Below are 25,497 nucleotides of genomic sequence, written 5' to 3' on the forward strand. Positions count from 1 at the left end.
GGCCCAATTTTTTTATTGTGACGGCCCGTTCGGATTAAAGGCCGTCAGACCTTTGAGGATGTCGATGGCATAGGCCAATTGGTAATCTTCTTCCCGCAGTTCCGCGGTGGCTTCGGCCCGGGCTCGGTCTTCCTCGATCTGACGGATTTCGTCTTCGCTCAGGCTGTCATTGTTCAGGCTGCCGCGCAGGTCGGCCTCAGACCGGGTGCGGGCGTTGCTTGCCTCTTCCTCTTCCTCCGGCACGCGGCGCGGTTGCTCGACGATGATGTCGGGGCTGACACCAAGTGCCTGGATCGAACGGCCCGAAGGTGTGTAGTAGCGCGACGTGGTCAGGCGCATCGCGCCGTCGCCACGCAGTGGCATGACCGTCTGAACGGACCCTTTGCCAAAGCTCTTTGTGCCCACAACGATGGCCCTGCGATGATCCTGCAGCGCGCCGGCAACAATCTCGGACGCCGAGGCCGAGCCTCCGTTGATCAGAACAACAATTGGTTTGCCTTCGGCCAGATCGCCCGGCGTCGCGTTGAACCGTTCGCCTTCGCTGGGGTCACGCCCGCGGGTCGATACGATCTCGCCCTCATTCAGAAAGGCATCCGAGACCTTGATGGCCTGAGTAAGCAATCCGCCCGGATTGTTCCGCAGGTCCAGAACAACGCCGTTGACTTTTTCTATGCCACCAACCTCTTCAATTTGCTCCGCCAATCCTTCCTGAAGGTTGGGAAAGGTCTGATCGTTGAACGTGGTGACACGCAGCACGACACTGGTGCCCTCAGTCCGGGCGCGGACGGCCGTCAGCTTGATAGTGTCGCGGATGATGGTGACGTCAAAGGGCTCCTGCTCGCCTTCACGCACCACAGTGATCACGATTTCCGACCCGACGGGGCCGCGCATCAGATCTACTGCTTTGTCCAGCGTCAGGCCCAGGATGCTTTCGCCATCGACATGGGTGATGAAATCGCCAGCTTCGATTCCGGCCTCATCCGCCGGGGTATCGTCAATCGGCGAAACGACTTTGACATAGCCCTCTTCCTGAGTGACCTCGATCCCCAATCCACCAAATTCGCCACGCGTCTGCACACGCATCTGTTCTGCATCATCGGGCGACAGATAGCTGGAATGTGGGTCAAGCGAGGTCAGCATGCCATCGATGGCGGCTTCGATCAGCTCTTCGGGTTCGACCTCTTCGACGTATTGTGCGCGGATGCGTTCGAAAATGTCACCGAACAGGTCCAGTTGTTCATAGACGCTGGCCTTGCTTTCGGCTTCCTGCGCCAGCAACGGGCCTGCGATCTGGGTGGTTGCGATTACACCTGCCACGGTTCCGGCCAGAGCGGCCATCACAAATTTCTTCATACTCGTTTATCCATCCTTGCTGGTCCGGAACCAAGATTCCGGGTCCACGGGGCTGTTATCTTGTCTTACCTCTATATAGAGCGTTTCTGACCGGTCAGTTCCAGTGCCATCACTGCTTGTTGACAAAATAGCGCCTATTTCGGGCGTTTCACCGGGCATCAGGCCCACCGGGGTGCCTTCAGGAATTACCTGCCCGGTGTTTCCATAGACCTCCTGCAGGCCTGAAAACACAAATAATAATCCGGGTTGCGGCTCGAGTATCACCAGATTCCCCAAATTCAGCAAGGGCCCGCGATAGCGAATCGTGGCAGCGGTCGGCGAGGTAACAATCGCACGCGGACGGGTGCCCAACACCACGCCCGGACGCTTGATTCCTGCTGCATCCGTCTCTCCGGCGCGATGCAGCAGCACACCCTGGGCCGGCATGGCTATACGCCCCTTTTGGTCAGAAATATCAGCGTTGGTTTCCGCAATCTCGCCTTCGGAAATTTCGGACAGACCGCTGGCAAAGCCCTCCAGTGTTTCCGTCGACGAGATCAGGATCGCCGTCCGCACCGGATCTTCGACAAAGCGGCGCGGCAGGTCCGTGCGGTCGGCGATTGCCGTGCTCAGCTTTGTGCGTGCAGTCTGAACTCCGGTCAGGCCTTCGGTCAGAGTTTCCGAGGCGCTTTGCTGCAACTGCCGCAACGTCTGAACCTCCTGCAGATCATGGGCCAGGGCCTGGGCGCTGGCGTTCAGAGCCGGCGTGACCTCGGACAGCATCATGCCCGCACGTGCAGAGCCAAGCGGGCCGGTCGGGTGCAACATCAAAACCGGTGGCGCTGTCGTTTCAATGGTTTGCAATACGCCCAGCAACTGCGCGATTTCCTTTTCACGGGCGCGCAGCTCCGCCGTCAGTTGCGCTTCGCGTGTTGCGGCACTGCGCAAGCCGGCGCGCATCGCGGTCAACCCGGCTTCATAGGCCTGTATTGTCTCGGTCAGCGCACGCACCCGGTCACGGGCGTTATCGGCTTCGATCAGGGCAACCGAGGCCTGCTCCAACATCTGCGCCGCGCTTAGCGCAGCCGTAGATGGATCAGTCTGGGCGCTTACCGGCGTCGAAAACAGCATCGCCACAAAAAGCGCGCGCAGCTTCATGACAAAAGGCTCTTTCCTGTCATTTCAGGCGGCTGTTCCACACCCATAAGGTCCAGCAATGTCGGCGCCAGATCAGAGAGGCGCCCATTCCGCAGCGTTGCCCCCTTGGGGCCACCAACCAGAGCCACCGGTACCGGGTTCAGAGTATGCGCGGTATGCGGCCCGCCGGTTTCCGGATCGACCATCACCTCGCAATTGCCATGGTCGGCTGTGACAATCATCGCTCCACCGGCCTTTTCAAGCGCGGCGACCACCTGCGCCAATCCATGATCCACCGCTTCACAGGCCTTGATCGCCGCTTGCAGGTAACCCGTGTGTCCGACCATGTCCGGGTTGGCATAGTTGGTGACGATCAGATCATAGCCCGCCTCAATGGCCTCAACAAATTTTGCTGTTACTTCGACCGAGGACATTTCGGGTTGCAGATCATAGGTCGCCACCTTGGGCGATTTCGGCATATAGCGGTCTTCACCCACTTCGGGCGTTTCCTTGCCGCCGTTCAGAAAGAAGGTGACATGGGGGTATTTCTCGGTCTCGGCCAGCCGGAACTGGCGCAGACCCTGTTTGGCAACCCATTCACCCAATGTGTTCACAATGTCTCGTTTGGGGAAAACCGTCGTCATGTAAGCGTTGTGACCGTCGGAGTATTCAACCATTCCCAGCATGGCGGATAACTGAGGGCGCGGGCCGGTGTCGAAATCCGAAAATCCTGGCTCGCCTATCGCCCGCAGGATCTCACGGGCGCGGTCGGCGCGAAAGTTGAGGCAGAAGAACCCGTCTCCGTTCTGAACGCCATTATAGTCATTCAATACCGTAGGAACGATGAACTCATCGGATTCCGACTGGTTGTAGGCGTGGTCCACAGACCCGTGCGCAGTCTTTGCGTGACGGCCCTGACCTTTGATAATTGCGTCATACGCTTCGCCAACACGTTCCCAACGATTGTCACGATCCATCGCGAAATAACGCCCGCTGACGGAAACAACACGCGCACCTTCAGGCAGCCGATCTTCGAGTTCGGCAATGTAAGAGAAGGCAGATTTCGGCGCCACGTCTCGTCCGTCAGTAATTGCGTGCAGCGCCACAGGAACGCCCGCATCCGTTATGGCCTTGGCTGCAGCAATTATATGGTTCAATTGGCCGTGCACCCCGCCGTCAGACACCAGCCCCATCAGATGCGCCGTACCGTTCGCGGCCTTCACCTTGGCGATAAAGTCCTGAAGTGCGTCATTCTCGAAAAACGATCCATCTTCAATCGCAAGATCGATCTGCCCCAGATCCATGGCAACCACGCGCCCTGCACCGATATTGGTATGCCCGACCTCGGAATTGCCCATTTGCCCGCTGGGCAGGCCGACATCAGGCCCATGCGTGATCAGCGTCGCGTGGGGTCCGTTTGCCATGATCGCGTCGAACGTCGGAGTGTTGGCAAGATAAGGCGCGTTGGCCTCTGTATTCTCGGACAGCCCCCAACCATCAAGTATACAAAGGACAACGGGTTTGGGGGCGGTCATTTCGGCTCTCCGGTTTTCTGCTCTTTGCCCGTCTTGTATCGTCTGACCTTCGGCGGGTGAACCGCCTTTTGGTGCTGGCTATTCAGATTTAATGCCGCGGGATCTAATCCTTGCCGGTATATTCCCGATACGGGCGGGTTTTGCGTCCACGGTACTTCACGGTCAGGTCCAGCGGCGCATCGTTTTCGTCATAAATACCGACGACGACTCCCCTGCCCCGGCTTTTTGTCCGCATCTCGATCAACTGCTGTTCCGAGCGTGTTGTGCGCTGCGACTGGCGGCGGGCCCAGGCGAAAAGGTGATCGTACATCTCGGCGATAATTTCGGCATGGTCTGCACTATCACCCAGATCGGTCAACTCGTCCGGATCATTTTCAAGGTCAAACAGAATAGGCCGATAGCCACCTTCGCAATGGATCAACTTCCATTTTTTGTTCGCAACCATGAACATCACCGCATCCCGAACCGAGGCATGCAACATGTCCGCAACAGGTGAAGCCGAATAGTCGTATTCACAGACCACGACGTCTCGGGGCGTCTCCGATTGATTTCCATGCAAAATCGGCAGCAGGGACTGACCTTCGAGGATGTGACCCGCGATTTCACCCCCAGCCGCATCTACAAAGGTAAGGGCAAGGTCGATGGATTCGACCAAGGCGTCGCTGACGGCGCCGCGCGTCGCATCTGCCTGAGGCGACGGGTCGTAGATGATCAAGGGTACCTTGGTTGACGCGTCATGAAAGAAGGTCTTTTCGCCCATCCAATGGTCGCCCAGAAAATCACCGTGATCCGAGGTCAGCACGATCATGGTGTCTTCCATCCGACCGGTTTTTTCCATCCAATCGAACAGGCGGCCCATCTGGTCGTCGGCCTGTTTGATCAGCCCCATATAGGCCGGGATCACCGCGTCGCGCACATCCTGCCGTGAAAACGCCTGCCCGACCTTTGTATCCATAAACGCCTTGAGCACCGGATGCGCGCTCTGACGCTCGGCCTCGGATCGTACTACCGGCAGCACATGTTCGGGTCCGTACATCGAGGCATAGGGATCCGGCACGATGTAAGGCCAGTGCGGTTTGATAAAGCTCAGGTGGCAGCACCACGGGCCGTCATGCGTTTCCATAAACTCCATACCGCGCCCGGTAAGATAGGGGGTCTCGCTGTCTTCTTCGGCGATATTTGCGGGCCCGGACGAGTTTTTCAGGAACCAGCCGGACAGCACGTTGCCATCCGCATCCAGCCCGGAATTGGCAAAATCGTGCCAGGGGTTATCACTTTCATAGCCTTTGGCAGTAAGGTACTTGTTATATTCCTTCGCGCCGTTCGGGTCATAATAGCCATCTGGCCCCTCGGGCAGCATGCCATCATCGCGCTCGAACACGTCGAACCCGCATTCGGCAACCCGCGCGCCGATAAGGCTGTCGGGTTCCAGACCTAGCCGCGCCATCCCCTCAGCATCGGCCCGCATGTGGGTTTTGCCGACCAGCCAGCAATCCATCCCCGCCTTGCGCAGGTGGTCGCCCATGGTCATCTCACCCACCTTCAGGGGAATGCCGTTCCACGAGGCCCCGTGCGAATGTACATAGCGCCCTGTATAGGTCGACATACGAGAACTGCCGCAAATCGGAGACTGGATATAGGCGCGGTTGAACCGCACGCCTTTCGAGGCCAGACGGTCGATATTAGGGGTGTTCAGATGCGGGTGACCGTAGCAGCTCAGGTAATCCCAGCGCAGTTGATCAAACATGATAAAGAGGATGTTCATGCAGTTTGCCAAAATTTCATAGACTGGCCGCGATTAGAACATGAGTCGCCCCCACACAGAAGCGCAGGATTTCCGATCGCGTAAATTGTCTTTGAATATTATTACGGCCGACCTGGAAACAATGTTTGCAACTCGGAAAAAGTTGGTGTGTTTATGCCTGAAATCTGACAATTGTCGGAGCAGTCAGACAGACGGGATCCACACGAAAGATGCAAAAAGAAATGTCCAGCCTGGCAATACTTGTGCATCCGGGGCGCTGTGGTTCGACTGTTCTGGGTGGCCTTATTGGCCAGCACTCCAGAATCGCCTGGCAGGGCGAAGTGTTTACCGGCAAGGGCCTGATTAAGCAGCTGGGCTCAAACGGCGATTTACATTGGCGAGACTTTTTGAGTGATAGGCGAGAGCACGTCTTCCGCCCCATTCTTGGCGTTGAGATAAAGACCAGGCAGCTTCACGTCAAAGGCATATTCGGTTCAGGAGTAGCGGACTCGATACAAAATTTGGCAGATGTCTCAAACTGGCCATTGATGTTCCTACACCGAAAAAACCACATTGAACGGCTGGTTTCGGCAATGGAGGCCAGGCGGAGAAGCAGGCACAACTACAGGGTGGAAGATGAGCCCGAGCCTGTCAGTATTCGGGTGCCCTACTTAGTTTATGACACAGCTTACGGAATCAAGTACCGGTCGGTCTCCGATTGGCTGTCAGAGGTTGAGATCATCGAGCAGCAAATTTCGGAAGAAATCAGCAGCCGGGGCGGGTTGGTTCTGTCTTACGAAGAACATATTGCTCAGCACCCGTTTGAAGGTGCGGAAGCAATTATTGGTCACTTGCAAGAGCAACCGGAAGAAGCTGAGATTACCTACCGGCGGATAAACCCGAAAAACCTGTCAGAGCGAATTGAAAACTTTTCACAACTGGAACAGTGGCTAACACCGCAGCAATTCGCCCGTTACTGTGCTTAAGGTTTAGCCCCTAAGCATCAAACAGCCTGGGCGATACAAGGAATTGTCGCGTTTTGGCTGAGGTCACTCACCCATATTTTCGACCATCTTTCTGGCCCGTTTGCATTGCAACTTATCGCGCAGCGGACTGTTGGGATCGACGTCCTTTTGACAGACCACGCATTTATCCGCACCGGAAATAGCGTTCAGCCCCCCGCAGCTGCCCTTGATGGTCTTACCCATCAGCATAACGCCGAGCGACATGCCGACTATAATGATCAACAGCAGAACGAAGGCCAGAATAAAGGTGCTCATATCTGATCCTACCCGTCAGTTGGTGCCCAATGCGTCTTTGAACGCGGTGCTGTGTACCGTGATATAGGCATCGTCGCCTCCTGTCACATCCCGCGAAATGAAATAAACGGCAAGTTTGTGCTTTTCTGCCAGTTCAAGCCCCTTTTCCTGACCCAGCGCCAGCATCGCGGTCGCCCAGGCATCCGCCATCATAGCGTTGTCGGCCAGCACGGTAACTGAAGTCGTCCGGTGCGTGATCGGTCGCCCGGTGGTCGGGTCGATGATATGCGAATACCGCACTCCATCCTGTTCGAAGAAGTTCTTGTAGTCACCAGAGGTTGCCATCCCCCGATCTTCCAGCTCAACGATCAACTGCAGGTTTTGGGCCCCGGCCTCCGGCTTTTCTATCCCGATCCGCCAGGCCTCGCCTTTGTCGTTGTCGCCCATGGTCACAAGGTCACCGCCAATTTCGACCATGTAGTTTTCGATCCCCGCATCACGCAGAGTACCGGCGACGGCATCTATGCCATACCCTTTGGCGATTGCGGACAGGTTGATGCCAACACCAGCGTCCGACTTGGACAGAATGCCGTTTTCACGATCCAGTTTCAGCAGCCGGGACTGGCCGACACTGTCCAGCGCGGCCTGAATCTCGATATCCGAAGGGACCGGGTCTTCAGGCTTTCGGGGGCCAAAACCCCAAAGCTCGATCAGCGGGCCGAGGGTCACATCAAATGTACCGCCGGATTTCTCATGCACCTCATTCGCAGCCGCGATGACTGTGGCAAACTCATCCGATACCTGTACAGGTTCGGTACTGGTCGAGGCGGAAAAGGTCGAGACCTCGGAATTCGGGTCCCAGTTGGACATCTTGGCGTTGACTTCTGCCAGGGTTTCTTCAACAGACGCGGCCAAAGCGTCCTCGTCCATATCCGTGCCGATTGCCGTAATGTTGAACGTTGTCCCCATCGTTTCACCGGACAGGCGCACCACCTCGGGTTCCTTGTCGAACAAACAGCCGGAAACAAGTGTCGCAACAGCCAGAACAGGCAAAAGGCGCATTGAGGGACCTCCTGAGGAAAACCGTGCCCGGCGTATGCCAGCCCCCCCCCACAGAGTCAAACCGACATCAGAGCTTCAGGGGCAGGAAGCCAAGGACCAACAGACCGAGGCCCGCCGGCAACCCGAACAGCCAGGCTTTTTTCTGCCACCCGGGCGCCTGCTGCTTCCAGGTCATTCGGAAATTATGCCCGCAGACAACGACTGCAAAGAAAATCAGCGCTGCAATGGGCGGGGTCAGGTACAGGTCAGACAACAGGGCGGATATCCTTGTTTTGCAGCAGTTTTTCCCTGCTGGCGCATTTGCACCCTATACAGGCCGTTTGGCTGCGGTAAGGTAGAGGCAAAGCCATCTCAGGAATAAGAGGAGATTGCCTATGGCCCCAACCTCATATCAGCCCCCCACACGTGGCGACAAGGCCGATAAATCCACCCACAGCCAGTCGGTTGAATCCAACTTGTCGCACTCTCAGACAACAGTGGCCAAACTGCTTGAGGGCAAAGGGGATGCGGTTTTTGCGGTGCGCCCGAATGACACGATCCACTCGGTCGTGAATACCCTCAAAGAGAAGCATATCGGCGCGGTAGTCGTGACCGATCAGAACGGAGCCCTGCAAGGTATCCTTTCCGAGCGTGACATCGTTCGGCGCATGGCGGACACGCCTGGGCAGACTCTGCCGCAGTCAGTCGAAGATCTAATGACCCGTGAGGTCCACACGTGTACGCCAGAAGATTATCTGAACGATGTGCTGAAATCCATGACCGAAGGGCGTTTCCGCCACATGCCGGTTCTGAGCGACGGCAACCTGCGCGGCATCATTACGATTGGCGACGTGGTTCATTTCCGTCTGAAGGAACTGGAGTACGAAGCGCTGCGGATGAAGCAGATGATTGTCGGCTAGCCCAGCCCGCTGGCTTAGCCCGGTGGTATTTCGGTTGAGATAAACCGGACGTTTTCCTTGCGAATTTCGGCGGCGGTTAAACGGCCGCTGAAAAAAGCGCCGGTGTCGATGGAAACGACCCCGTTATGGACCTGCGGCGATTCAACGATTGTATGGCCATGTACCACCCATTGGCCGTCCTGACGGCGTTGCCTGAAAAATTTCGGGTGCCCCCAAAGGCAGACCTGGCTCAGTTGATCATCGACCGCAGCGGTTGGGTCGAGCCCGGCATGTACAACGGTGACATTTCCACTTGTCCAGGTCAGGGGTCGTTCCCGCAACCAGACCAGCAATTCCTGGCCCATCGCTTGCCGCAGGCGTCTGGCAATCGCCCCTGATCTTGCTCGCATCAAGGTTGTGTCAACGCCGCTAATGCCAAAAGAGGCCAATGTGTGTGCCCCACCGTTTCGCAACCAATGCGGTCCAACCTGTTCCGGATTATCCAAAAAACTCAGCAACATGTCTTCATGATTGCCCTGCAGGCAAAACACAGATCTGTCATCGGCAAGGCTGAGATGATGCAAAAGGCGCAACACTTCCGCGCTGTGGGCTCCGCGGTCAATATAATCGCCGGCAAAAACCAGAGGACAGTCGGATTCCAGACGGGACATCAGAGACTGCAACAAGTCCAGCCTTCCGTGAATATCACCAATGGCAAAAAACCGTTGGTCCGGCGCAATTGTGGACACCGGCATTGCCTCATCCTGGGCTCCGCACCGGCCGAAAGTCCTTTTAATCCAATCCCGTACCATGGTGTCTGATGCCTACTCTTCCACAATGTCGGACGCAATCGGTGTTTGTGAACAATCCTGTGACCGGCATCAAAACCAATTCGTGCTTGTTTGGCGGTCGTTGCCGGGAGATTTTCCTTGACCTTGCCCTGGTGAAAGTATCCCTGATGTCTAAATAGTCTGGGTTGCGGTCGAGGGTTGCATGAAACGGGTACTGGTCACGGGAACGGCAGGGTTCATCGGGTTCCATCTGGCAAAACTCCTGCTATCCGAAGGGTTCCGCGTGCATGGTTACGACGGCATGACGGACTACTACGATGTCACCCTGAAAAAGCGCCGTCACCAGATGCTGTTGCAGACGCCCGGTTTTACGGCAACCGAAGATTTGCTGGAAAATCACGAGCGGTTGATGCAAGTCGCAGATGAGTTTGAGCCTGAGGTGATCATTCACCTCGCCGCTCAGGCCGGCGTACGCTACAGCCTTGAACACCCCCGCAGCTATGTCGAGTCGAATGTTGTCGGCACGTTCAACGTGATGGAAGTGGCGCGTCAGCATGAGGTTGAGCATCTGCTGATGGCCTCGACATCTTCGATCTACGGCGCAAATGAGGATATGCCCTTTGCCGAAACGGACAAAGCCGATAATCAGCTGACAATCTACGCAGCCACGAAAAAAGCCAATGAAGCGATGGGACATTCATACGCCCATTTGTGGAACCAGCCTACAACCATGTTTCGGTTCTTCACCGTCTACGGCACCTGGGGGCGCCCCGATCTGGCGTATTTCAAATTTACCGACGCGATCCTGAATGACCGGCCCATCGACATCTACAACAACGGTGACATGTACCGTGATTTTACCTATGTCGACGATCTTGTTCAGGGGATACGCTTGCTGATCGACGCAGTGCCGGTCCGTCCGCAGAGCAAGGACGATATCGCGCAAGGTGACAGTCTGTCGCCGGTCGCACCGTTCCGGATCGTCAATATTGGCAATTCAGAGAAAGTTCGCCTGCTTGATTTCATTGAGGCGATTGAAGAGGCGCTCGGCAAAAAAGCGGTGCGTAACTATATGCCGATGCAGAAAGGGGATGTGCCTGCGACATGGGCAGACACCAGTTTGCTGCAAAAACTGACCGGTTATAAACCTAAAACGGACATCGCGACCGGAATGAAGGAATTTGTCGCGTGGTATCGCGACTACTACAATAAGCCTGCCTGAATGAAAAAACCGGCGCTGGATGCGCCGGTTTTTCGTTTCTTACCCGCCGAAATCGTCGAGCATGATGTCTTCGCGATCCACGCCCAGATCCAGCAGCATGTTGATCACAGACTGGTTCATGATTGGCGGACCACACATGTAGTATTCGCAATCCTCGGGCGCCGGGTGGTTCTTGAGGTATTCCTCGAACAAGACGTTGTGGATGAAGCCGGTATAGCCTTTCCAGTCATCCTCGGGCTGTGCGTCCGACAGGGCAACATGCCATTCGAAGTTGTCAAACTCTTCGGCCAGCGTGTCGAAGTCCTCGACAAAGAACATCTCTTTTTTGGACCGCGCGCCGTACCAGAAGCTGATCTTGCGGTTGCGGTTCTCAAGCCGCTTGAGCTGATCGAAGATGTGGCTGCGCATCGGCGCCATACCGGCGCCACCACCGATAAACACCATCTCTTTCTCGGTCTCGCGGGCGAAAAACTCACCAAACGGACCCGAGATTGTGACTTTGTCGCCCGGTTTCAGGTTGAAGATGTATGACGACATCTGACCCGGCGGGATACCTTCGGACCCCGGAGGCGGCGACGCGACCCGGACGTTGAGCATGATCATACCCTTTTCATCCGGATAGTTCGCCATTGAATAGGCGCGCTCGATCGGTTCGTTCACAACGGATTTGTACTGCCACAGATTGAAGCGATCCCAATCCTCGCGGTACTCCTCCTCGACATCGAAATCGGTATAGGCCAGTTGGTGAGCAGGCGCTTCGATCTGGATGTAGCCGCCAGCGCGGAAATTCACATCCTCGCCCTCGGGCAGGTCCAGTGTCAGCGCCTTGATGAAGGTCGCCACATTCTCATTGGACCGAACGGTGCACTCCCATTTCTTGACGCCAAAGACCTCTTCGGGGACTTCGATATTCATGTCCTGCTTGACCGCAACCTGGCAGGACAGGCGGTCGCCGCAAGCAGCTTCGCGCTTGGTGATATGGCTTTCCTCGGTCGGCAAGATCGACCCGCCGCCTGAATGCACTTTCACCCGGCATTGCGCACAAGTGCCGCCACCGCCGCAAGCCGATGGGACGAAGAGTTTTTCGGCCGCCAGTGTTTGCAGCAGTTTGCCGCCCGCCGGAACCGAAATGGTCTTCTCACCGTTGATGGTGATGTCGACGTTTCCGGTCGATACCAGGCGCGAGCGCGCGGCCATGATAATGGCGACCAACGCCAGAACGATCAGCGTGAAAAGGATTACGCCAAGGCTAAACGTTTCCATTGACCTCTCCTTACAGTTTCACGCCCGAGAAGGACATGAAGGCCATCGCCATAAGTCCCGCGGTGATGAAGGTGATGCCAAGGCCCTGCAGACCGTCGGGGATGTCCGAGTATTTCAGTTTTTCCCGAACGCCTGCCATCGCGGTGATTGCCAACGCCCAACCGAAACCTGAAGACAGACCATAGGTAGCGGCTTCGGCAAAGTTATAGTCACGTTCCACCATGAACAGCGAACCGCCCAGGATGGCGCAGTTCACCGTGATCAGCGGCAGGAAGATCCCCAGCGCGTTGTAGAGCGGTGGGAAGTACTTATCCAGGATCATCTCGAGGATCTGCACCATCGCCGCGATCACGCCGATATACGAGATCAGGCCAAGGAACGTCAGGTCCACATCCGGGAAACCGGCCCAGGCCAACGCGCCCGGCTTCAGCAGATAGCTGAGCAACAGGTTGTTCGCGGGCACGGTGATCGCCTGCACGACCATCACCGAAATGCCCAGACCCAGCGCAGTCGAAATCTTCTTGGACACGGCGATGAAAGTACACATACCGAGGAAGAAGCTGAGCGCGAGGTTTTCAACAAAGATGGCCTTTACGGCCAGAGAGATAAGCCCTTCCATCAGTGTGCCTCTACCTGCTGGATTTTGTATTCACGTTCTTCGACCTGGTTCGGCTTCCATGTCCGGAAGGCCCAGATCAGCAGGCCAATCACGAAGAAGGCCGAGGGCGGGAGCAGCAGCAGGCCGTTGGGCACGTACCAGCCACCATTGTTCACCGTCTGCAGGATGGTCACGCCGAACAGACTGCCTGAGCCGAACAGTTCGCGGATAAAGCCGACAAGCATCAGGATCAGGCCATAGCCCAGACCGTTGCCGACACCGTCGATGAAGGAGGCCATCGGTGGGTTCTTCATAGCAAACGCTTCGGCGCGGCCCATCACGATACAGTTGGTGATGATCAGCCCGACAAAAACCGACAGTGTTTTAGAGATCTGGAAGGCATAGGCCTTAAGAATCTGATCCACCAGGATCACCAGCGAGGCGATGATCACCATCTGAACGATGATCCGGATCGAGCCGGGAATCTGGTTGCGCAGCATCGAGATGAACATCGACGCAAAGCCGGTTACGAAAGTCACCGCCAGTGCCATCACAAAGGCCACCTGCAGCGACGAGGTCACCGCCAGCGCGGAACAGATGCCCAGCACCTGCAGGGTGATCGGGTTGTTGTCGACAAGTGGGTCGACCAACAGCTCTTTCTTTGTCTGGGACATCAGAACTCTCCTGCTTGCAGTTTGGCCAGGAACGGACCATAGCCCGCGTCACCCATCCAGAATTTAACAAGGTTATCGACACCGACCGAGGTCAGCGTGGCACCAGCCAGAGCGTCCACGTAGAAGTCGGGACCGGCTGCGGGCTGCGTCTTGGACACGGTAATCTGCAGATCACCGGCATCGTCGCGCAATTTCTTGCCGCTCCACAGCGCTTTCCAGCGCGGATTGTCAACCTCGGCGCCAAGGCCGGGGGTTTCGCCGTGCTGATAGAACTGCAGGCCGAAGATGTCGTTGCCGTTGTTTTCCAGCGCGATAAAGCCATAGAGCGTGGACCACAGACCGTAGCCATGCAGCGGCAGGATCACCTTATCCAGATCACCCGCATCGTCGCGTAGCAGGTAGATCACGCGGTATTTTGCCTGACGCCCGATCCCTGCCGGGTCATCGTCCAGCGCAACACTCAGCTCAGGATCGCTGGCGGCAGCCTGATCGTCGAAGGTGGCAGGGTCGAACTGTTCATCGACAAAGTCGCCGGTCGCCAGTTCCAGCACATGCGGTTCAAATGCGGCGAAAGCTTCGGTCACGTTGATACCGGGCTCATAAACGCCCGCCACTTGCAGTACGTTAACCTGCTTGTCCTTCAGCTTGTTGGCTTCTTGCACCGGGCGAAGGCTGACAGCTGCGGCGGAAACCACCATCGAGGCGACAAGACAGACTGCGACAGCGACGAAGATCGTCTTTCCGACGGAATCCGGCGAGGCCGCCAGAAACTTGGCAATCGCGCCCTTGGGTTCTGGGGATTGCGTATCAGACATGGCGACGCGCCCTCCGTTTGATGTTTGCCTGAACGACGAAATAGTCGATCAGCGGTGCAAAGACGTTGCCGAACAGGATGGCCAGCATCATACCTTCGGGGAATGCCGGGTTCACCACACGGATCAACACGACCATGACGCCGATCAGCGCGCCGTAGATGTAACGGCCCAGATTGGTGTGGCTGGCGGAGACCGGTTCAGTCACCATGAATGCCAGACCAAAGGCATAACCGCCCAGCACAACATGCCAGTACCAGGGCATAGCGAACATCGGGTTAGTGTTCGACCCGATCAGGTTCAGCAGCCAGGTGAACGCAATTGTCCCAGCCAGACAACCTACGATCAGACGATAATTGGCAATTTTGGTTATCAGCAAGAACGCCAGACCGATGATACAGGCCAGCGTCGAGGTCTCGCCGAAGCTGCCCTGAATGGTGCCATAGAACGCGCTCCACCAGGTGATACCCTCTGCGGCCAGCGCTTGCATACCATCGGCAGCGGATACGGCCAGCGCTGTCGCGCCCGAGAAGCCGTCGACCGGTGTCCAGACCGCGTCACCCGACATCTGCGCCGGATAGGCAAAGTACAGGAATGCCCGGCCCACAAGCGCGGGGTTGAGGAAGTTCTTGCCGGTGCCGCCAAACACCTCTTTGCCAATCACGACACCGAAGATGATGCCCAGAGCGACCTGCCACAAGGGCGTGGTTGCTGGCATGATCAGGGTGTAAAGCATTGAGGTTACAAGAAAACCTTCGTTCACCTCATGGCCGCGGACCGTGGCAAAGATTACCTCAAAGATACCGCCTGCAACCAGTGTGACGATGTAGATTGGCAAGAAGTAAAGCAAGCCGTGCACGGTGTTGGCAAAGATACTGGACGGGTCCAGAGAAATGCCGAACATTTGCAACAGGGCAATCCGCCAGCCGGTCGCCGAGTCCGCCCCAAGGGCCGCAATCGCCGAGTTGGCCTGATAACCGGTGTTCCACATCCCCCACAGAATACAGGGGATCGTCGCTATCACGACATAGGTCATGATCCGCTTCATATCCACATAGGACCGTGCGTGGGGTGCGACGGAGGTTACAGTTTTCGGAGTGTAGATGAAGCTTTCCACCATCTCGTAGATGGGGAAAAGTTTTTCGTACTTGCCGCCCTTGGTAAAGTTCGGCTCGATCCGGTCAAAGAAGCTGCGCAAACCCATTCGGCTCAGCCCTCCTTTTCAATCTTGGACAGGCAGTCGCGCAGCGCCAGCCCGTATTCATATTTCGCCGGACAGGCAAAGCCGACAAGGCCCAGGTCCTCTTCGTCCAGCTCCAGCGCACCCAGCGCCTGTGCGGAGTCGGTATCCATCACCAGCAGAGCGCGCAGCAACTGCGTTGGCAGATAATCCTGCGGCATCAGCTCTTCGAACGTGCCAGTGGGCACCATTGCTCGGCGTCCGCCGTTCAGGTTCGAGGTGAGCGAGTAGAGCTTTTTGGCAAAGGCCGAACCCAGCACCGGCTGTACCGCGAATTTCGAGGGCATCGGACGGATCCAGCCCATCGGGATCTGATCAGCATCCTCGCGGATGATGGTGATCTGGCGTGCGAAGCGACCCAGATAGGCGGTCGGACCGTCAGCGTGCTGACCAGAAAGGATTGATCCCGAAATAATACGCGCGGTGCCGTCCACATTGACTTCGTCCTGCGTCAGATCTTCGGTCGATGCGCCCATGATAGTGCGGATCAGGCGCGGCTGGCGCGCTCCGGGGCCAGACAGAGCGATCACGATGTTAGGATCCAGTTGACCGGTTTGCACAAGGCGACCGATTGCGATGACGTCCTGATACCCGATGGTCCAGACCTGCTTGTCACCTGCCAGCGGTTCAAGGAAATGGATGTGAGTTCCTGCCAGCCCCGCAGGGTGTGGGCCAGAAAATGCCGCCGCCTCGACACCCGACACGTCGGCACCCGGAAGCGAGGTGCCGTCTTTATGGCACAGATAGGTTTTGCCCTCGGTCAGCTTGGAAACCGCAGCAAGACCCGCCGCAAAAGCCTCGGCAGCGTCATTAATAATGACACCAGCATCCCCAGCCAGAGGTTCACTGTCCATCGCCGTCACGAAAATTGCGGCGGGCTTGGTGCCCGGTGCGGGCATCTTGGAATAGGGCCGCGTGCGGAAGGCGGTCCACAACCCGGCTGCGCACAGCTTGGCGGTTACTCCCTCGGCGCTGTCCGCATCACCAACGCCCGAGAAATCAAGCCCCGTATCATGAAATGCCGAAACCTCGATCACGACGCTCTGCAAGATACGGCGAGCGCCGCGATTGATGGCCACGACCTTGCCGCTGAGCGGAGCAACCATCATCGCGTCAGGCGCGTCTTTATGGCAGAACAGCGGCGTGCCGCGTTGAACTTCGTCCCCTTCCTGAACCAGCATGCGCGGTTTCAGGCCAAGATAGTCGCCCCCTAAAACCCCAACGGAATTGAATTCTGGTCCCGGATGGATGGTTTGTTCCGGTGCGCCCTGCACCGGCAACTCCAACCCTTTTTTCAGTTTGAAAGTTTGCATGTCGCTACGGTCTTCCAAGCCTCTTTATCTGCGCCAGTTATGCCGACACCTTCTCAGGGTTCGACAATAACGCGGGTTTTCCGGGCAGTCGTCGCAAAAGCGTCGAAATGCGTCCAAAATCCGCGGGCGAAATTCTGATTGAGGCTCCTTTACGCGGGGACGATGCCAAAAGCAAACCTGTTACCGCTCAAATTGCCTATTGAGTGTTACTTTCCTTTGAAGTGTTCCGTTTTTTGCCGGTTAAATTTGCGTATCGCGCCCGAAGCGCTTCCAGTGTAAGCACCCCGAATGGAACAAACTAGCGATTTTGAGATTTTTCTGGTGGCAACACCAGGGCTTGAGGCACCCCTGCACGCCGAGGCCACCGAAAAGGGATTCGCCAGCGCAAAAATCGTTTCAGGCGGTGTGAGCTGTCGCGGTAACTGGTCCGACGTATGGCGCGCGAACTTAAGTCTTCGCGGAGCCAACAAGGTTCTGGTCCGAATGGGTAGTTTCCCTGCGGTTCACCTGGCACAACTGGACAAACGCGCTCGAAAGTTCCCTTGGACCGATTTCCTGCGCCCTGACATCCCGGTTAAGGTCGAGGCCACCAGCCGCAAATCCCGCATCTATCATGCCGGAGCCGCTCGCCAGAGGGTTGAGCGGGCCATCACCGAAACGCTTGGCGCTTCTGTCTCGGTCGATGCAGGCCTGCGCATTTTGCTGCGTATCGACAAGGACATCTGCACCTTTTCCGTCGATACGTCTGGCGAGCCTCTGCACAAACGCGGCCATAAACCGGCCGTCGCCAAGGCACCCATGCGCGAAACGATGGCGGCCATGTTCCTGCGCGACTGCGGGTTCGACGGGTCAAAGCCCGTCTTGGACCCTATGTGCGGCTCTGGCACTTTTGTCATCGAGGCGGCAGAAATCGCGCTGGGACTAAACCCCGGCCGCTCTCGCCGCTTCGCATTTGAAGACCTGAGCGGTTTCGACCCAGAGGCCTGGGCGGCTATGCGTCAGAGCGGTTCGGTGAAAGAAACAGGTATCCAGTTTTACGGCTCCGACCGCAATGCAGGCGCCGTCGAAGCGGCAAGCGCCAATTCCGAACTCGCGGGTGTGGCGGCGCGCACAGCTTTCCAATGCCGCTCGGTCAGTGACATCAAACCACCCATCGGACCCAAAGGTCTGGTCATCGTCAATCCACCCTACGGTGCAAGAATCGGGGACGAAAAGCGCTTACGTTCCGTCTATGGAAGTTTGGGCAAGGTACTGATGGCCCGATTTAGCGGATGGCGGGTGGGTATCGTGACCAGCAGCCAATCGCTCGCGCGAGCAACGCGCCTGCCCCTTTTACCCGCGGGACCCGTCGTGGATCACAGTGGAATTAAGGTCAGGCTCTACCAAGCCGCCGCCCTGCCCTGAAGCCGAATTCGGGCGCAAGCAATAGGGTAGACTATTTGCAGGCCGAAAACCCTAACGCGATATTAGAATCCCTCTTGCACATCCAAATCCTCGGGTATAGATCACCCGCCACGGTCGGAGTGTAGCTCAGCCTGGTAGAGCACTGTCTTCGGGAGGCAGGGGTCGGAGGTTCGAATCCTCTCACTCCGACCAATAAATCCAGATACTTAGCCCGTGTTACGTTGCCCCCAATTCACGGTCGCTCCGGATTTGATCCGGATTATGCGGCTATTCGGGTGGGATTCTTTGGAGAACAAGCCGTTAGAAACCGAAAGGCCGCTGACTGGGCTGGCACCCGCGTCAACGGCCAAATCGAAAAGTTTGCACAGAATGGATACCAGATCGCGGGCGTGATCGCAATCGCGGGAGGGGCCGATGTCTGAGCTTCTGCCCTTCTGCAAGATCAAGCTGCAATACCTGCTGGAGATGGTCACCGACCATGAGCTGGACGACAACGCCCTGCGCGTGGCGCTCTAGAGGCCAGATCAGAATTCATATTTCGATTGTCCGTCGCTCCGGCCAGCCACGTTTGTTCTTCAGCGCGATCGCATTGGTGTCCGCCGTCGGCACCGGTGTCCTCATTGCTGCTGTCTGAGCAATTTTCTTTAAGGATTATTGAGCTTTACCCAGCACGGAGTGACTTCAGAGCCAATGGGCTAAAATAGGCCGAGCGAATACGACCATTGTGATTTCGGTGGTTCGTCAATTTTCCATGCTTTCGAACCAGTCGAGCGTCATCGTACCCCATTCTTTTGGGTAGCCGTGCCCGCCGTCGTGCAAAAAGAGTTCAAGACTACCGTGTTCGCATTCCCACCGCTTGCGCCAGAGATTGGCTGTCACTTCGTTTTCTGCCGCGTTGTGTTGGCATTCGTTTCTTCGGCGCCATAACGCAAGACCCTCCCAGATATCGGCCTGGGTAATGGTGACATCAAATTCTTCATTGTGTATTGATCTGCCCTCAAGCGGCACAACCTTGTCAGTGAAACCGTGTGTGTGAAGCATGTGAACTGGCCCGAGGCACTTTTGGGTCATTGGGAGCCAGAAGCCACCGGAAGCAGGGGCATAGCCGCGCGCCAGATCTGGTGCGAGGCACGCAACTTCCCACACCATGGAACCACCTCGTGAGAACCCTGTCAGTAACACCTGGTCCGGATTAACGTCTGCACGGATCACGACATCCGCCAGCACGTCACGGAGAAACCTGACATCAGAGCGGGGATAGGTAATCCACCCATCCCGAACCGACCAATCGGCGGGTTTGCTTTCCAGCCATGGCAGAGCGGTGGGCGCCACAAACGCATAACCCCGCGCGGTGAATGCTTCGACGAACTGCTTGTTTTTAAGCACCTTTGCTCCGGACCCGCCATAACCATGCAAGTGTATCACGACTGGCCCGCCCCGCCATTCAACTGGAAGGGCGATATGGTACTCACCAGTGTCTATTTTGCAGGGTTTGGATACTTCGCCGCAATCAAGCGCAAGGGCCTGCCCGGAAATCAATAACATAGACAAACAGGCTGTTACCCTATGGATCATATCTGTTCGCCTCCAATGCCTGACAATACCATAATACAGCACCGATTTTACTGATACGGAGTTGGTACAGAATTCAGCGCTGCTGTCTCTACAATATGCGGAACGCAAATCTATGCTGGTTTTACGGCTTGGCTTCACGCCTCGCAAATGAACGAATAGGTTAGCATCCGACGCTCCAAAGCCCCAGCAACTGATTTTGTACCATATCCCGAGACGCGGCTCCGAATAGCAATTGTGTTGTGACGGGCAAACTCTTGGACGGTTTTGGATTAGCTGCTCTGTTTTCAAGCCAGCGGAAGCTCTCCAAGGTTGAATCCGATTCCTGGAGAATATTGAAACCGGCGCCCAGGAGATATTCGGACATTTCTGCCGGTGTCGCGAGATGGCTGATTGAAGGTTCTCTGCCGTGACACAGCCCAGAGCCGCCATCCAACACCCACTCTCAATGCTGCGACGCGGCCCGTCATAAGAGACATTCGCCGCGAGCGCACAATCTCGGCACCAATGAACTCACCGTCTGCGGACAAAGTTAACTTTCACCGCCAGTCAGTGGACGACTGCTTTGTCGTTTTTCGGAAATGCTCAAAAGCTTTTGCTAACGTAACTCTAAGCCCCCGATACTCTCCCACTTGCAAGTAGTATCGTTCAAACAGGCGTGTACCGCAGATTTGGTTTCTGGATCATAAAAGTCGGTTCTTTCGCCGATATAGTGACCTGCATTTTTCATCAGTTCCTGAACATCCCAGATCACACTGTTGTCGGCTATCGATAGCGACTCATCCCATATAGCCTGCGCTTCGGCCGACCGCCCCTCTTCTTCGTAGATGGCTGCAAGGCGAAACAAAGCCTCGATGAGCGGCGGAGAAGTTCCATTGGATGCATCGTAATTCTCGGGCCTTGCCAAACGGATGGCCTCCTTATAGCTCATTTTGGCTTCTTCCACGCGACCAAGCTGTTCGAGAATTTTTCCCCTCTTGGTCCAATTCATATGTGCACGGGGCCGGTATGCAATAAGTTCATCCGCAGACGCTAAAGCGCTACCCCAGTTCGTCATATGGCTAAGCACGTCGATTTTCAGCTTTAAAGCATCTTTGTACACAAACGGGATTTGCACGTTACGAAGGCTGAACTCTTCAGCGGCGCATGAATTACCTGCCGCCTTTAGCTCCTTTATTCGCGCTCTTAGTTTGCCGCCGAGGTGCTCATAAAACTCTGGATCTTTAGCAATGTCTTCGAGGTCAACGAGTGCCTTCTCATATTCCTCTGTCCGTTCATAAATCCTCGCACGTTGTAGCATCAGGTGCTCAGGGCGATTTGTGGATTGTATCATTATATCCAGGACGTGATGTGCCGCGCTGTATGGTCCATCGGGCGAGTCTGCCAAATACTTTGCAAAGACCAGGTTCAGATTACGAGGGTCGGCATACCGCAATTTGTCTATAGTCTCATCCAGTACCGATGGGCCTTTTGTTCCAAGTTTATAGAATACATGCGTCATTCTGCGTATTCGGGTATTCGTCGGGCAATAAAGAGGATTAACTTTCGACGACTGTCGAAAATTTGCGATGGCGCTTTCCATGTCGCCGGTCAGCATGTTTAAGCGCCCTCGCCAATACCATGCCCAAGCTGAGTTTGGGTCGAGCGCAAGAGCGTTATTCGTGTCAGCCATCGCGCCATCGAGATCATCCAACAATGTCTTAACCCATGCCCTGTCTCTCAACAGAGCATCGACATTCTCATCTTCTGCATAATAGGATATCGCCTTGTTAAGTGTCTCCAGCGCTTCCCTGCACCTTTTGATCTCCATGCCCGAATCTTGCGCGCGTTCACATTCAATTACTTTGGAATCCACTTCCTTGAGCGAGATCACTTTGATCTGCGTATAGATGATCAACCCAACTGCACACGCAGCTACAACAAGGGCGAGCAACCGAATTTTGTTACGTAAAATCATTTTGTTTGAGACATCAGTTTTTTAAGGGAAAGGCAGCTTTCAGTGCAGTGATGCGTGGAATGTATGGCTGAAGTAAGGCAACACGTTTGAAGCGTCTCTATATCGGACGTTTGTCCAAATTGCAGCATCGGTCAAAATGGGCTCAAGCGTTGATTCGCCGCCTCCTGCCAGAATGCCCGCTGTCAGATAGCGAACGACACGTGATCACCACGATAGCTTGGGAAACCCGAGCAATGGCAGATGTTTCGCCAGAATGCGTGTGAACTTGGCAAATGGCCGGTCTCATAGCGCCCCGGCACGTGGATCTCTGCATGGGCGATGGGCGGCTCAAGAGCCCAAAGCGGGCGTTGGTCTACGCGCCATCCCGTAACTCGTGTCGAAATTTCTTTGGTTTTCTGCTAATGTCTTTCGAAGATTTTCAAGGACTGGGAACGGGATGAACGAGACCGCCGAAACCGTCTTGACTGCCCTGAACGATCACAGACAGGTTGGTTTATTTTCGACGTCTTCATCAGAGTTAAGTATTCCCGACGCTTATCTGGTTACGGCACAACTTCGCTCGATGTTCGAAGCGCGAGGTGACAGAATAACCGGTCGTAAAATCGGATTCACTAACCGCGACATGTGGGAAGAATTCGGTGTACGAGCTCCTATCTGGGGGTATTGCACCGACAGGACCACTTTCGAACTCGCAGACAAGCAGACTGTGAGCGTATCGAATTTCGCGGAACCCAAAATCGAACCTGAGATAATAGTCGGCCTTGGGGCGGCTCCGCATCCAAGTATGAACGAAGAAGAGCTGATCGATTGCATCGACTGGATTTCACTCGGCTATGAGATTGTTCAGTCGATCTTTGCTGACTGGAAATTCGGTGCGGCCGATACTATCGCCGCAAATGCGCTTCATGGCATGCTTTCTATTGGTAATCGACACATGGTCGCACCGAGAAAGGAGGCATGGCTACGAGAGCTTTCTTCATTCAAGGCGGAACTATTCTGCGACGGGCAATTGCGCCAATCCGGAGGAGGCGAATTGGTTCTCGGCAGTCCGTTTTGTGCGTTGCATCATCTCGTGCGCCTGCTGGCGGACGATCCGCACAATCCGCCACTTGGTGCCGGTGAAATCGTTTCGACCGGAACGCTCACTCTCGCAATGCCAACATTGGCAGGTCAGACTTGGAAAACAATGGTTCAAGATATTCCACTTGAAGACATAGAATTGCGTTTCGAAGCCTGAAGTCGCCACTAACGGCAGATACCTTTGCCCGAGGTCCGGACTGTCCGCGCCTTACCATTTCATACGACGTGCAGCGAAAGTCGATCCATCCGAGATCGGCCCTTGGTGCAGATCGTAGCTAAGGTGTCACGCGAGCCCGAAATGTTCGATACTGCGCTCTGTCCGAGCGTCAGTTTTGGGCTGGCGGGTCAGAAATTGCTGGCCCGCCATTTTCCTCAAAACTCAGAACTTGCCGTTCCCATGCACCATTTCCGCAGGGGTGGGCGAAACAACGTCCCAATGCTCGACAATCTTGCCACCCTCAACACGCCATAGGTCGAAGAAGGCCCAAGGTTTCTCACTGACGGTGGCATCTGAAGCGACAAAGACGAAGTTACCTTCTGCTACAACAATCTGAGGCTCAAACTTTGTAATCACATTGCCCTGTTCAGCCCAGGCCTTGGTGCCCTCCATCAGCCCATCTATCCCATCTGCAAGCATTGGATTGTGCTGCATGTAGACCTCGGAATACATAGGGGCTTTCTCTGGTGCGGCACCACCCAAGACATCGCGCACAAAACCGAGAACCAACGCCTTGTTTTCTTCCGTTTTGTCGAGATCGGTGATCTCGGTTGGTCCATCGGTCATACCACGGCCAGAGACCGTTGTTTCCGGAACCGGCTGCAAATTGTCCCAATGCTCGGCGACTTTGCCGTCCTCCACCCTGAATATGTCGAATGCTGCAAGGGTAGGTGCGCCAAACGCATCTGCATTTTCAAAAGTGCTGTGCAATACGACCATATCGCCTTCGGCGATGACGCGATGGGTGGTGCCGGTCATTCCGGATTGCTCGACCAAAGGTATCAGGCCAACCAACCCGTCGGCTCCGGTCGGGATCTGTGGGTTGTGCTGAATGTAATCCGGCGTAACGAGTTGCCGCGCAGCTTCCGGGTCGTGATCGGCAAAGGCAGCGGTGAAGAGCGCGATTACAAGTTCTTTAGGAGACATGGATTTATCCTTTGATTCGTATCCTCTCGATACGTGGTAGCAAAATCATACCACATTGCAATTACGTACTTTGAACTGACTTAGTATGCTCAACACTACTCCCATAATAGTCAGGGAGTTGCGTAGGAATTGATGGGGCGCTACTGTGTCATGCAGTTGCGAAACAATACCAGAGACTGAGATGCTACCAATAGGTGTTGCAAACAAAGCAGAAGCTTCCAACTGCTCCATCCGTTCCGTGCTTTCCAACGTTACGGGCAAATGGCGGATGATCATCATCCTCGCGCTGGAGGATGAGCCGAAACGCTTTGGCGACCTCAAGCGCTGCATCGGAGACGTCACGCAAAGTGTGCTAACCGAAAACCTGCGTGGATTGCAGCGCGACGGGTACTTGACCCGCACCGTCGATCCCGGACCCCCAGTAGCTGTGTCCTATGAATTGACGCCTTTGGGCCGTAGCTTACTCGAGATTCTAAAGCCGCTCGTCTTCTGGTCGCATGAACAGATGGATGAAGTCAGACAATTTAGAATGCAATTTGATCGTGAGCAGGCGAGTTGACCTCAAAGAGGACTTAAGGTTGACCAGGTCGGACGGCGGCTTTGTCCCGCATCGAAGCCATTCGCGCCTGGCGCAGCATCTGTGACTTTGGGCTCGATGTTGTCGCCGGAGCGATCGCGGCATCTTTTCGAGTGCCCCGCACCGCTCAGGCGTGGAACGGCCCAAATCGGCCACAACCGATGTAGTCAAGCGCCGCGGTGCAGCTTCTCCAGACCGGACTTTCGCCGCGGCTGCATGATCCAGGTTCCCTCGAACTCACTGTCTGCGCAACGGATCGGATTAACGAGCCCATCCATCCAGAGGGCCGCAAACCAACCCGATTTGCATATTGGTTGGAATGCTTCATACTTGATCTCGAAGGGGTTGCTGGATTTGGCATGACCCCTCAGGTGGATTTGGCTCAAGAAGTTGGAAACCGCCAATTTGGACGCCCTTCGACGAAGCAGCCACCCAGATAGATTGCAATATCAAACCTCAGGGGTGTTCCCTGTGCTGTCACAGAACACCCGCAGAAAAAGGGTGACGCAAAATGCCTATAACACCGACACGCAGATCATTTGTCGCCGGCGGCGCAGCTTGTAGCGCAAGTGCACTGTTACCCATGGCGTCCCATTTGGCTGCCGCTGATACCCGACCGCAACTCCAGATTCCGCCGGAGCTTTTCAGCGATGGAAAAGGAGAGATACATCTGACAGCGCAACCGGGAACAATGCAATTTGGCAGCCGGGCCCTGACGCCTACTTATGGCTTCAACGGGCCATTCCTCGGGCCGGCGGTGCGCCTTCGCCGCGGCGACGATGTAGTGATGCATGTTAAGAACGCGCTGCCTGAGCCGACCACAGTCCACTGGCATGGTCTGATAATACCCGGCGATGCCGATGGCGGTCCGCATCAGATCATTCAACCGGCCGATACCTGACG

General features: G+C 55.8%; 24 protein-coding genes and 1 tRNA gene. 8 read left to right on the forward strand and 17 right to left on the reverse strand.

Going from position 1 to position 25,497, the window contains the following annotated elements:
- Window positions 1–12: 12 nt before the first annotated feature.
- From GOX66_RS12940 to GOX66_RS12955, 4 genes are all read right to left on the reverse strand, one after another.
- Window positions 13–1,353: a S41 family peptidase gene (locus GOX66_RS12940; protein ID WP_170763158.1), complete on the reverse strand. Its 1,341-nt coding sequence runs from the start codon at window positions 1,351–1,353 to the stop codon at window positions 13–15.
- A 6-nt stretch (window positions 1,354–1,359) separates the two neighbouring features.
- On the reverse strand, window positions 1,360–2,490 hold the full coding sequence (locus tag GOX66_RS12945) for a murein hydrolase activator EnvC family protein (RefSeq protein ID WP_170763159.1): 1,131 nt from the start codon (window positions 2,488–2,490) through the stop codon (window positions 1,360–1,362).
- Window positions 2,487–4,004 (reverse strand): 2,3-bisphosphoglycerate-independent phosphoglycerate mutase, encoded by a 1,518-nt coding sequence (gene gpmI, locus GOX66_RS12950; protein ID WP_170763160.1) that lies wholly within the window; start codon window positions 4,002–4,004, stop codon window positions 2,487–2,489. Before gpmI ends, GOX66_RS12945 begins: the two co-directional genes overlap by 4 nt.
- 103 nt (window positions 4,005–4,107) lie before the next feature.
- A complete protein-coding gene (locus GOX66_RS12955) occupies window positions 4,108–5,769 on the reverse strand; it encodes a sulfatase-like hydrolase/transferase (protein WP_170763161.1) in 1,662 nt (553 codons plus the stop codon).
- A 209-nt stretch (window positions 5,770–5,978) separates the two neighbouring features.
- On the opposite strand from GOX66_RS12955, the gene GOX66_RS12960 reads away from it, so the two are divergent.
- Window positions 5,979–6,734 carry a hypothetical protein gene (locus GOX66_RS12960; RefSeq protein ID WP_170763162.1) on the forward strand — a complete coding sequence of 252 codons (756 nt, stop codon included), beginning with the start codon at window positions 5,979–5,981 and terminating at the stop codon, window positions 6,732–6,734.
- A 63-nt stretch (window positions 6,735–6,797) separates the two neighbouring features.
- On the opposite strand, the gene nqrM is transcribed toward GOX66_RS12960, so the two are convergent.
- From nqrM to GOX66_RS12975, 3 genes are all read right to left on the reverse strand, one after another.
- Window positions 6,798–7,028, reverse strand: a complete 231-nt coding sequence (nqrM, locus tag GOX66_RS12965) for a (Na+)-NQR maturation NqrM (protein ID WP_170763163.1) — start codon at window positions 7,026–7,028, stop codon at window positions 6,798–6,800.
- Between the two features lie 15 nt (window positions 7,029–7,043).
- Window positions 7,044–8,069 (reverse strand): FAD:protein FMN transferase, encoded by a 1,026-nt coding sequence (locus GOX66_RS12970; protein ID WP_170763164.1) that lies wholly within the window; start codon window positions 8,067–8,069, stop codon window positions 7,044–7,046.
- A gap of 67 nt (window positions 8,070–8,136) precedes the next feature.
- Window positions 8,137–8,322, reverse strand: coding sequence for a hypothetical protein (locus GOX66_RS12975; protein WP_170763165.1), 186 nt, complete (start codon window positions 8,320–8,322; stop codon window positions 8,137–8,139).
- A 121-nt stretch (window positions 8,323–8,443) separates the two neighbouring features.
- Here GOX66_RS12975 and GOX66_RS12980 point away from each other — a divergent pair, with 121 nt between their 5' ends.
- Window positions 8,444–8,968, forward strand: coding sequence for a CBS domain-containing protein (locus GOX66_RS12980; RefSeq protein WP_170763166.1), 525 nt, complete (start codon window positions 8,444–8,446; stop codon window positions 8,966–8,968).
- A gap of 14 nt (window positions 8,969–8,982) precedes the next feature.
- Here GOX66_RS12980 and GOX66_RS12985 read toward each other — a convergent pair whose 3' ends face one another.
- Complete coding sequence (locus GOX66_RS12985) at window positions 8,983–9,702, reverse strand: metallophosphoesterase family protein (protein ID WP_237212584.1); 720 nt, start codon at window positions 9,700–9,702, stop codon at window positions 8,983–8,985.
- Between the two features lie 238 nt (window positions 9,703–9,940).
- On the opposite strand from GOX66_RS12985, the gene GOX66_RS12990 reads away from it, so the two are divergent.
- On the forward strand, window positions 9,941–10,960 hold the full coding sequence (locus tag GOX66_RS12990) for a GDP-mannose 4,6-dehydratase (protein WP_170763168.1): 1,020 nt from the start codon (window positions 9,941–9,943) through the stop codon (window positions 10,958–10,960).
- Between the two features lie 39 nt (window positions 10,961–10,999).
- Here the strand turns inward: GOX66_RS12990 and nqrF are convergent, their stop codons facing one another.
- From nqrF to GOX66_RS13020, 6 genes are read right to left on the reverse strand one after another with little or no spacing between them, the layout of a single operon-like run.
- Window positions 11,000–12,223 (reverse strand): NADH:ubiquinone reductase (Na(+)-transporting) subunit F, encoded by a 1,224-nt coding sequence (nqrF, locus tag GOX66_RS12995; protein WP_170763169.1) that lies wholly within the window; start codon window positions 12,221–12,223, stop codon window positions 11,000–11,002.
- Between the two features lie 10 nt (window positions 12,224–12,233).
- Window positions 12,234–12,842 carry an NADH:ubiquinone reductase (Na(+)-transporting) subunit E gene (nqrE, locus tag GOX66_RS13000; RefSeq protein ID WP_170763170.1) on the reverse strand — a complete coding sequence of 203 codons (609 nt, stop codon included), beginning with the start codon at window positions 12,840–12,842 and terminating at the stop codon, window positions 12,234–12,236.
- Entirely contained in the window at window positions 12,842–13,495 is a 654-nt protein-coding gene (locus GOX66_RS13005; RefSeq protein WP_170763171.1) for an NADH:ubiquinone reductase (Na(+)-transporting) subunit D, read from the reverse strand. The genes nqrE and GOX66_RS13005 overlap by 1 nt, the downstream gene beginning before the upstream one ends.
- On the reverse strand, window positions 13,495–14,310 hold the full coding sequence (locus GOX66_RS13010) for a Na(+)-translocating NADH-quinone reductase subunit C (RefSeq protein WP_170763172.1): 816 nt from the start codon (window positions 14,308–14,310) through the stop codon (window positions 13,495–13,497). The genes GOX66_RS13005 and GOX66_RS13010 overlap by 1 nt, the downstream gene beginning before the upstream one ends.
- On the reverse strand, window positions 14,303–15,511 hold the full coding sequence (locus tag GOX66_RS13015) for an NADH:ubiquinone reductase (Na(+)-transporting) subunit B (RefSeq protein ID WP_170763173.1): 1,209 nt from the start codon (window positions 15,509–15,511) through the stop codon (window positions 14,303–14,305). The genes GOX66_RS13010 and GOX66_RS13015 overlap by 8 nt, the downstream gene beginning before the upstream one ends.
- Before the next feature lie 5 nt (window positions 15,512–15,516).
- Window positions 15,517–16,860, reverse strand: a complete 1,344-nt coding sequence (locus GOX66_RS13020; protein ID WP_170763174.1) for a Na(+)-translocating NADH-quinone reductase subunit A — start codon at window positions 16,858–16,860, stop codon at window positions 15,517–15,519.
- Between the two features lie 288 nt (window positions 16,861–17,148).
- Between GOX66_RS13020 and GOX66_RS13025 the strand changes: the two genes are divergently transcribed.
- Window positions 17,149–18,264 (forward strand): THUMP domain-containing class I SAM-dependent RNA methyltransferase, encoded by a 1,116-nt coding sequence (locus GOX66_RS13025; RefSeq protein ID WP_170763175.1) that lies wholly within the window; start codon window positions 17,149–17,151, stop codon window positions 18,262–18,264.
- A gap of 115 nt (window positions 18,265–18,379) precedes the next feature.
- Window positions 18,380–18,456, forward strand: a tRNA-Pro gene (locus GOX66_RS13030).
- 549 nt (window positions 18,457–19,005) lie between these two features.
- On the opposite strand, the gene GOX66_RS13035 is transcribed toward GOX66_RS13030, so the two are convergent.
- The gene (locus GOX66_RS13035; RefSeq protein WP_237212585.1) at window positions 19,006–19,650 is read right to left on the reverse strand and encodes a CE1 family esterase; all 645 of its coding nucleotides are present in this window, start codon (window positions 19,648–19,650) and stop codon (window positions 19,006–19,008) included.
- Between the two features lie 784 nt (window positions 19,651–20,434).
- On the reverse strand, window positions 20,435–21,793 hold the full coding sequence (locus tag GOX66_RS13040; RefSeq protein ID WP_170763177.1) for a tetratricopeptide repeat protein: 1,359 nt from the start codon (window positions 21,791–21,793) through the stop codon (window positions 20,435–20,437).
- Window positions 21,794–22,229: 436 nt separating this feature from the next.
- On the opposite strand from GOX66_RS13040, the gene GOX66_RS13045 reads away from it, so the two are divergent.
- The gene (locus tag GOX66_RS13045) at window positions 22,230–23,030 is read left to right on the forward strand and encodes a 2-keto-4-pentenoate hydratase (protein ID WP_170763178.1); all 801 of its coding nucleotides are present in this window, start codon (window positions 22,230–22,232) and stop codon (window positions 23,028–23,030) included.
- Between the two features lie 222 nt (window positions 23,031–23,252).
- Here GOX66_RS13045 and GOX66_RS13050 read toward each other — a convergent pair whose 3' ends face one another.
- Entirely contained in the window at window positions 23,253–24,017 is a 765-nt protein-coding gene (locus GOX66_RS13050) for a nuclear transport factor 2 family protein (protein WP_170763179.1), read from the reverse strand.
- A 268-nt stretch (window positions 24,018–24,285) separates the two neighbouring features.
- Between GOX66_RS13050 and GOX66_RS13055 the strand changes: the two genes are divergently transcribed.
- Both GOX66_RS13055 and GOX66_RS13060 read left to right on the forward strand, forming a co-directional pair.
- Window positions 24,286–24,576, forward strand: a complete 291-nt coding sequence (locus GOX66_RS13055; RefSeq protein ID WP_237212586.1) for a winged helix-turn-helix transcriptional regulator — start codon at window positions 24,286–24,288, stop codon at window positions 24,574–24,576.
- A gap of 709 nt (window positions 24,577–25,285) precedes the next feature.
- The gene (locus GOX66_RS13060; RefSeq protein WP_170763181.1) at window positions 25,286–25,495 is read left to right on the forward strand and encodes a multicopper oxidase domain-containing protein; all 210 of its coding nucleotides are present in this window, start codon (window positions 25,286–25,288) and stop codon (window positions 25,493–25,495) included.
- Window positions 25,496–25,497 lie beyond the last annotated feature (2 nt).

The sequence above is a fragment of the Ruegeria lacuscaerulensis genome (assembly GCF_013031245.1).
Classification (GTDB): Bacteria; Pseudomonadota; Alphaproteobacteria; order Rhodobacterales; family Rhodobacteraceae; genus Ruegeria; species Ruegeria lacuscaerulensis_C.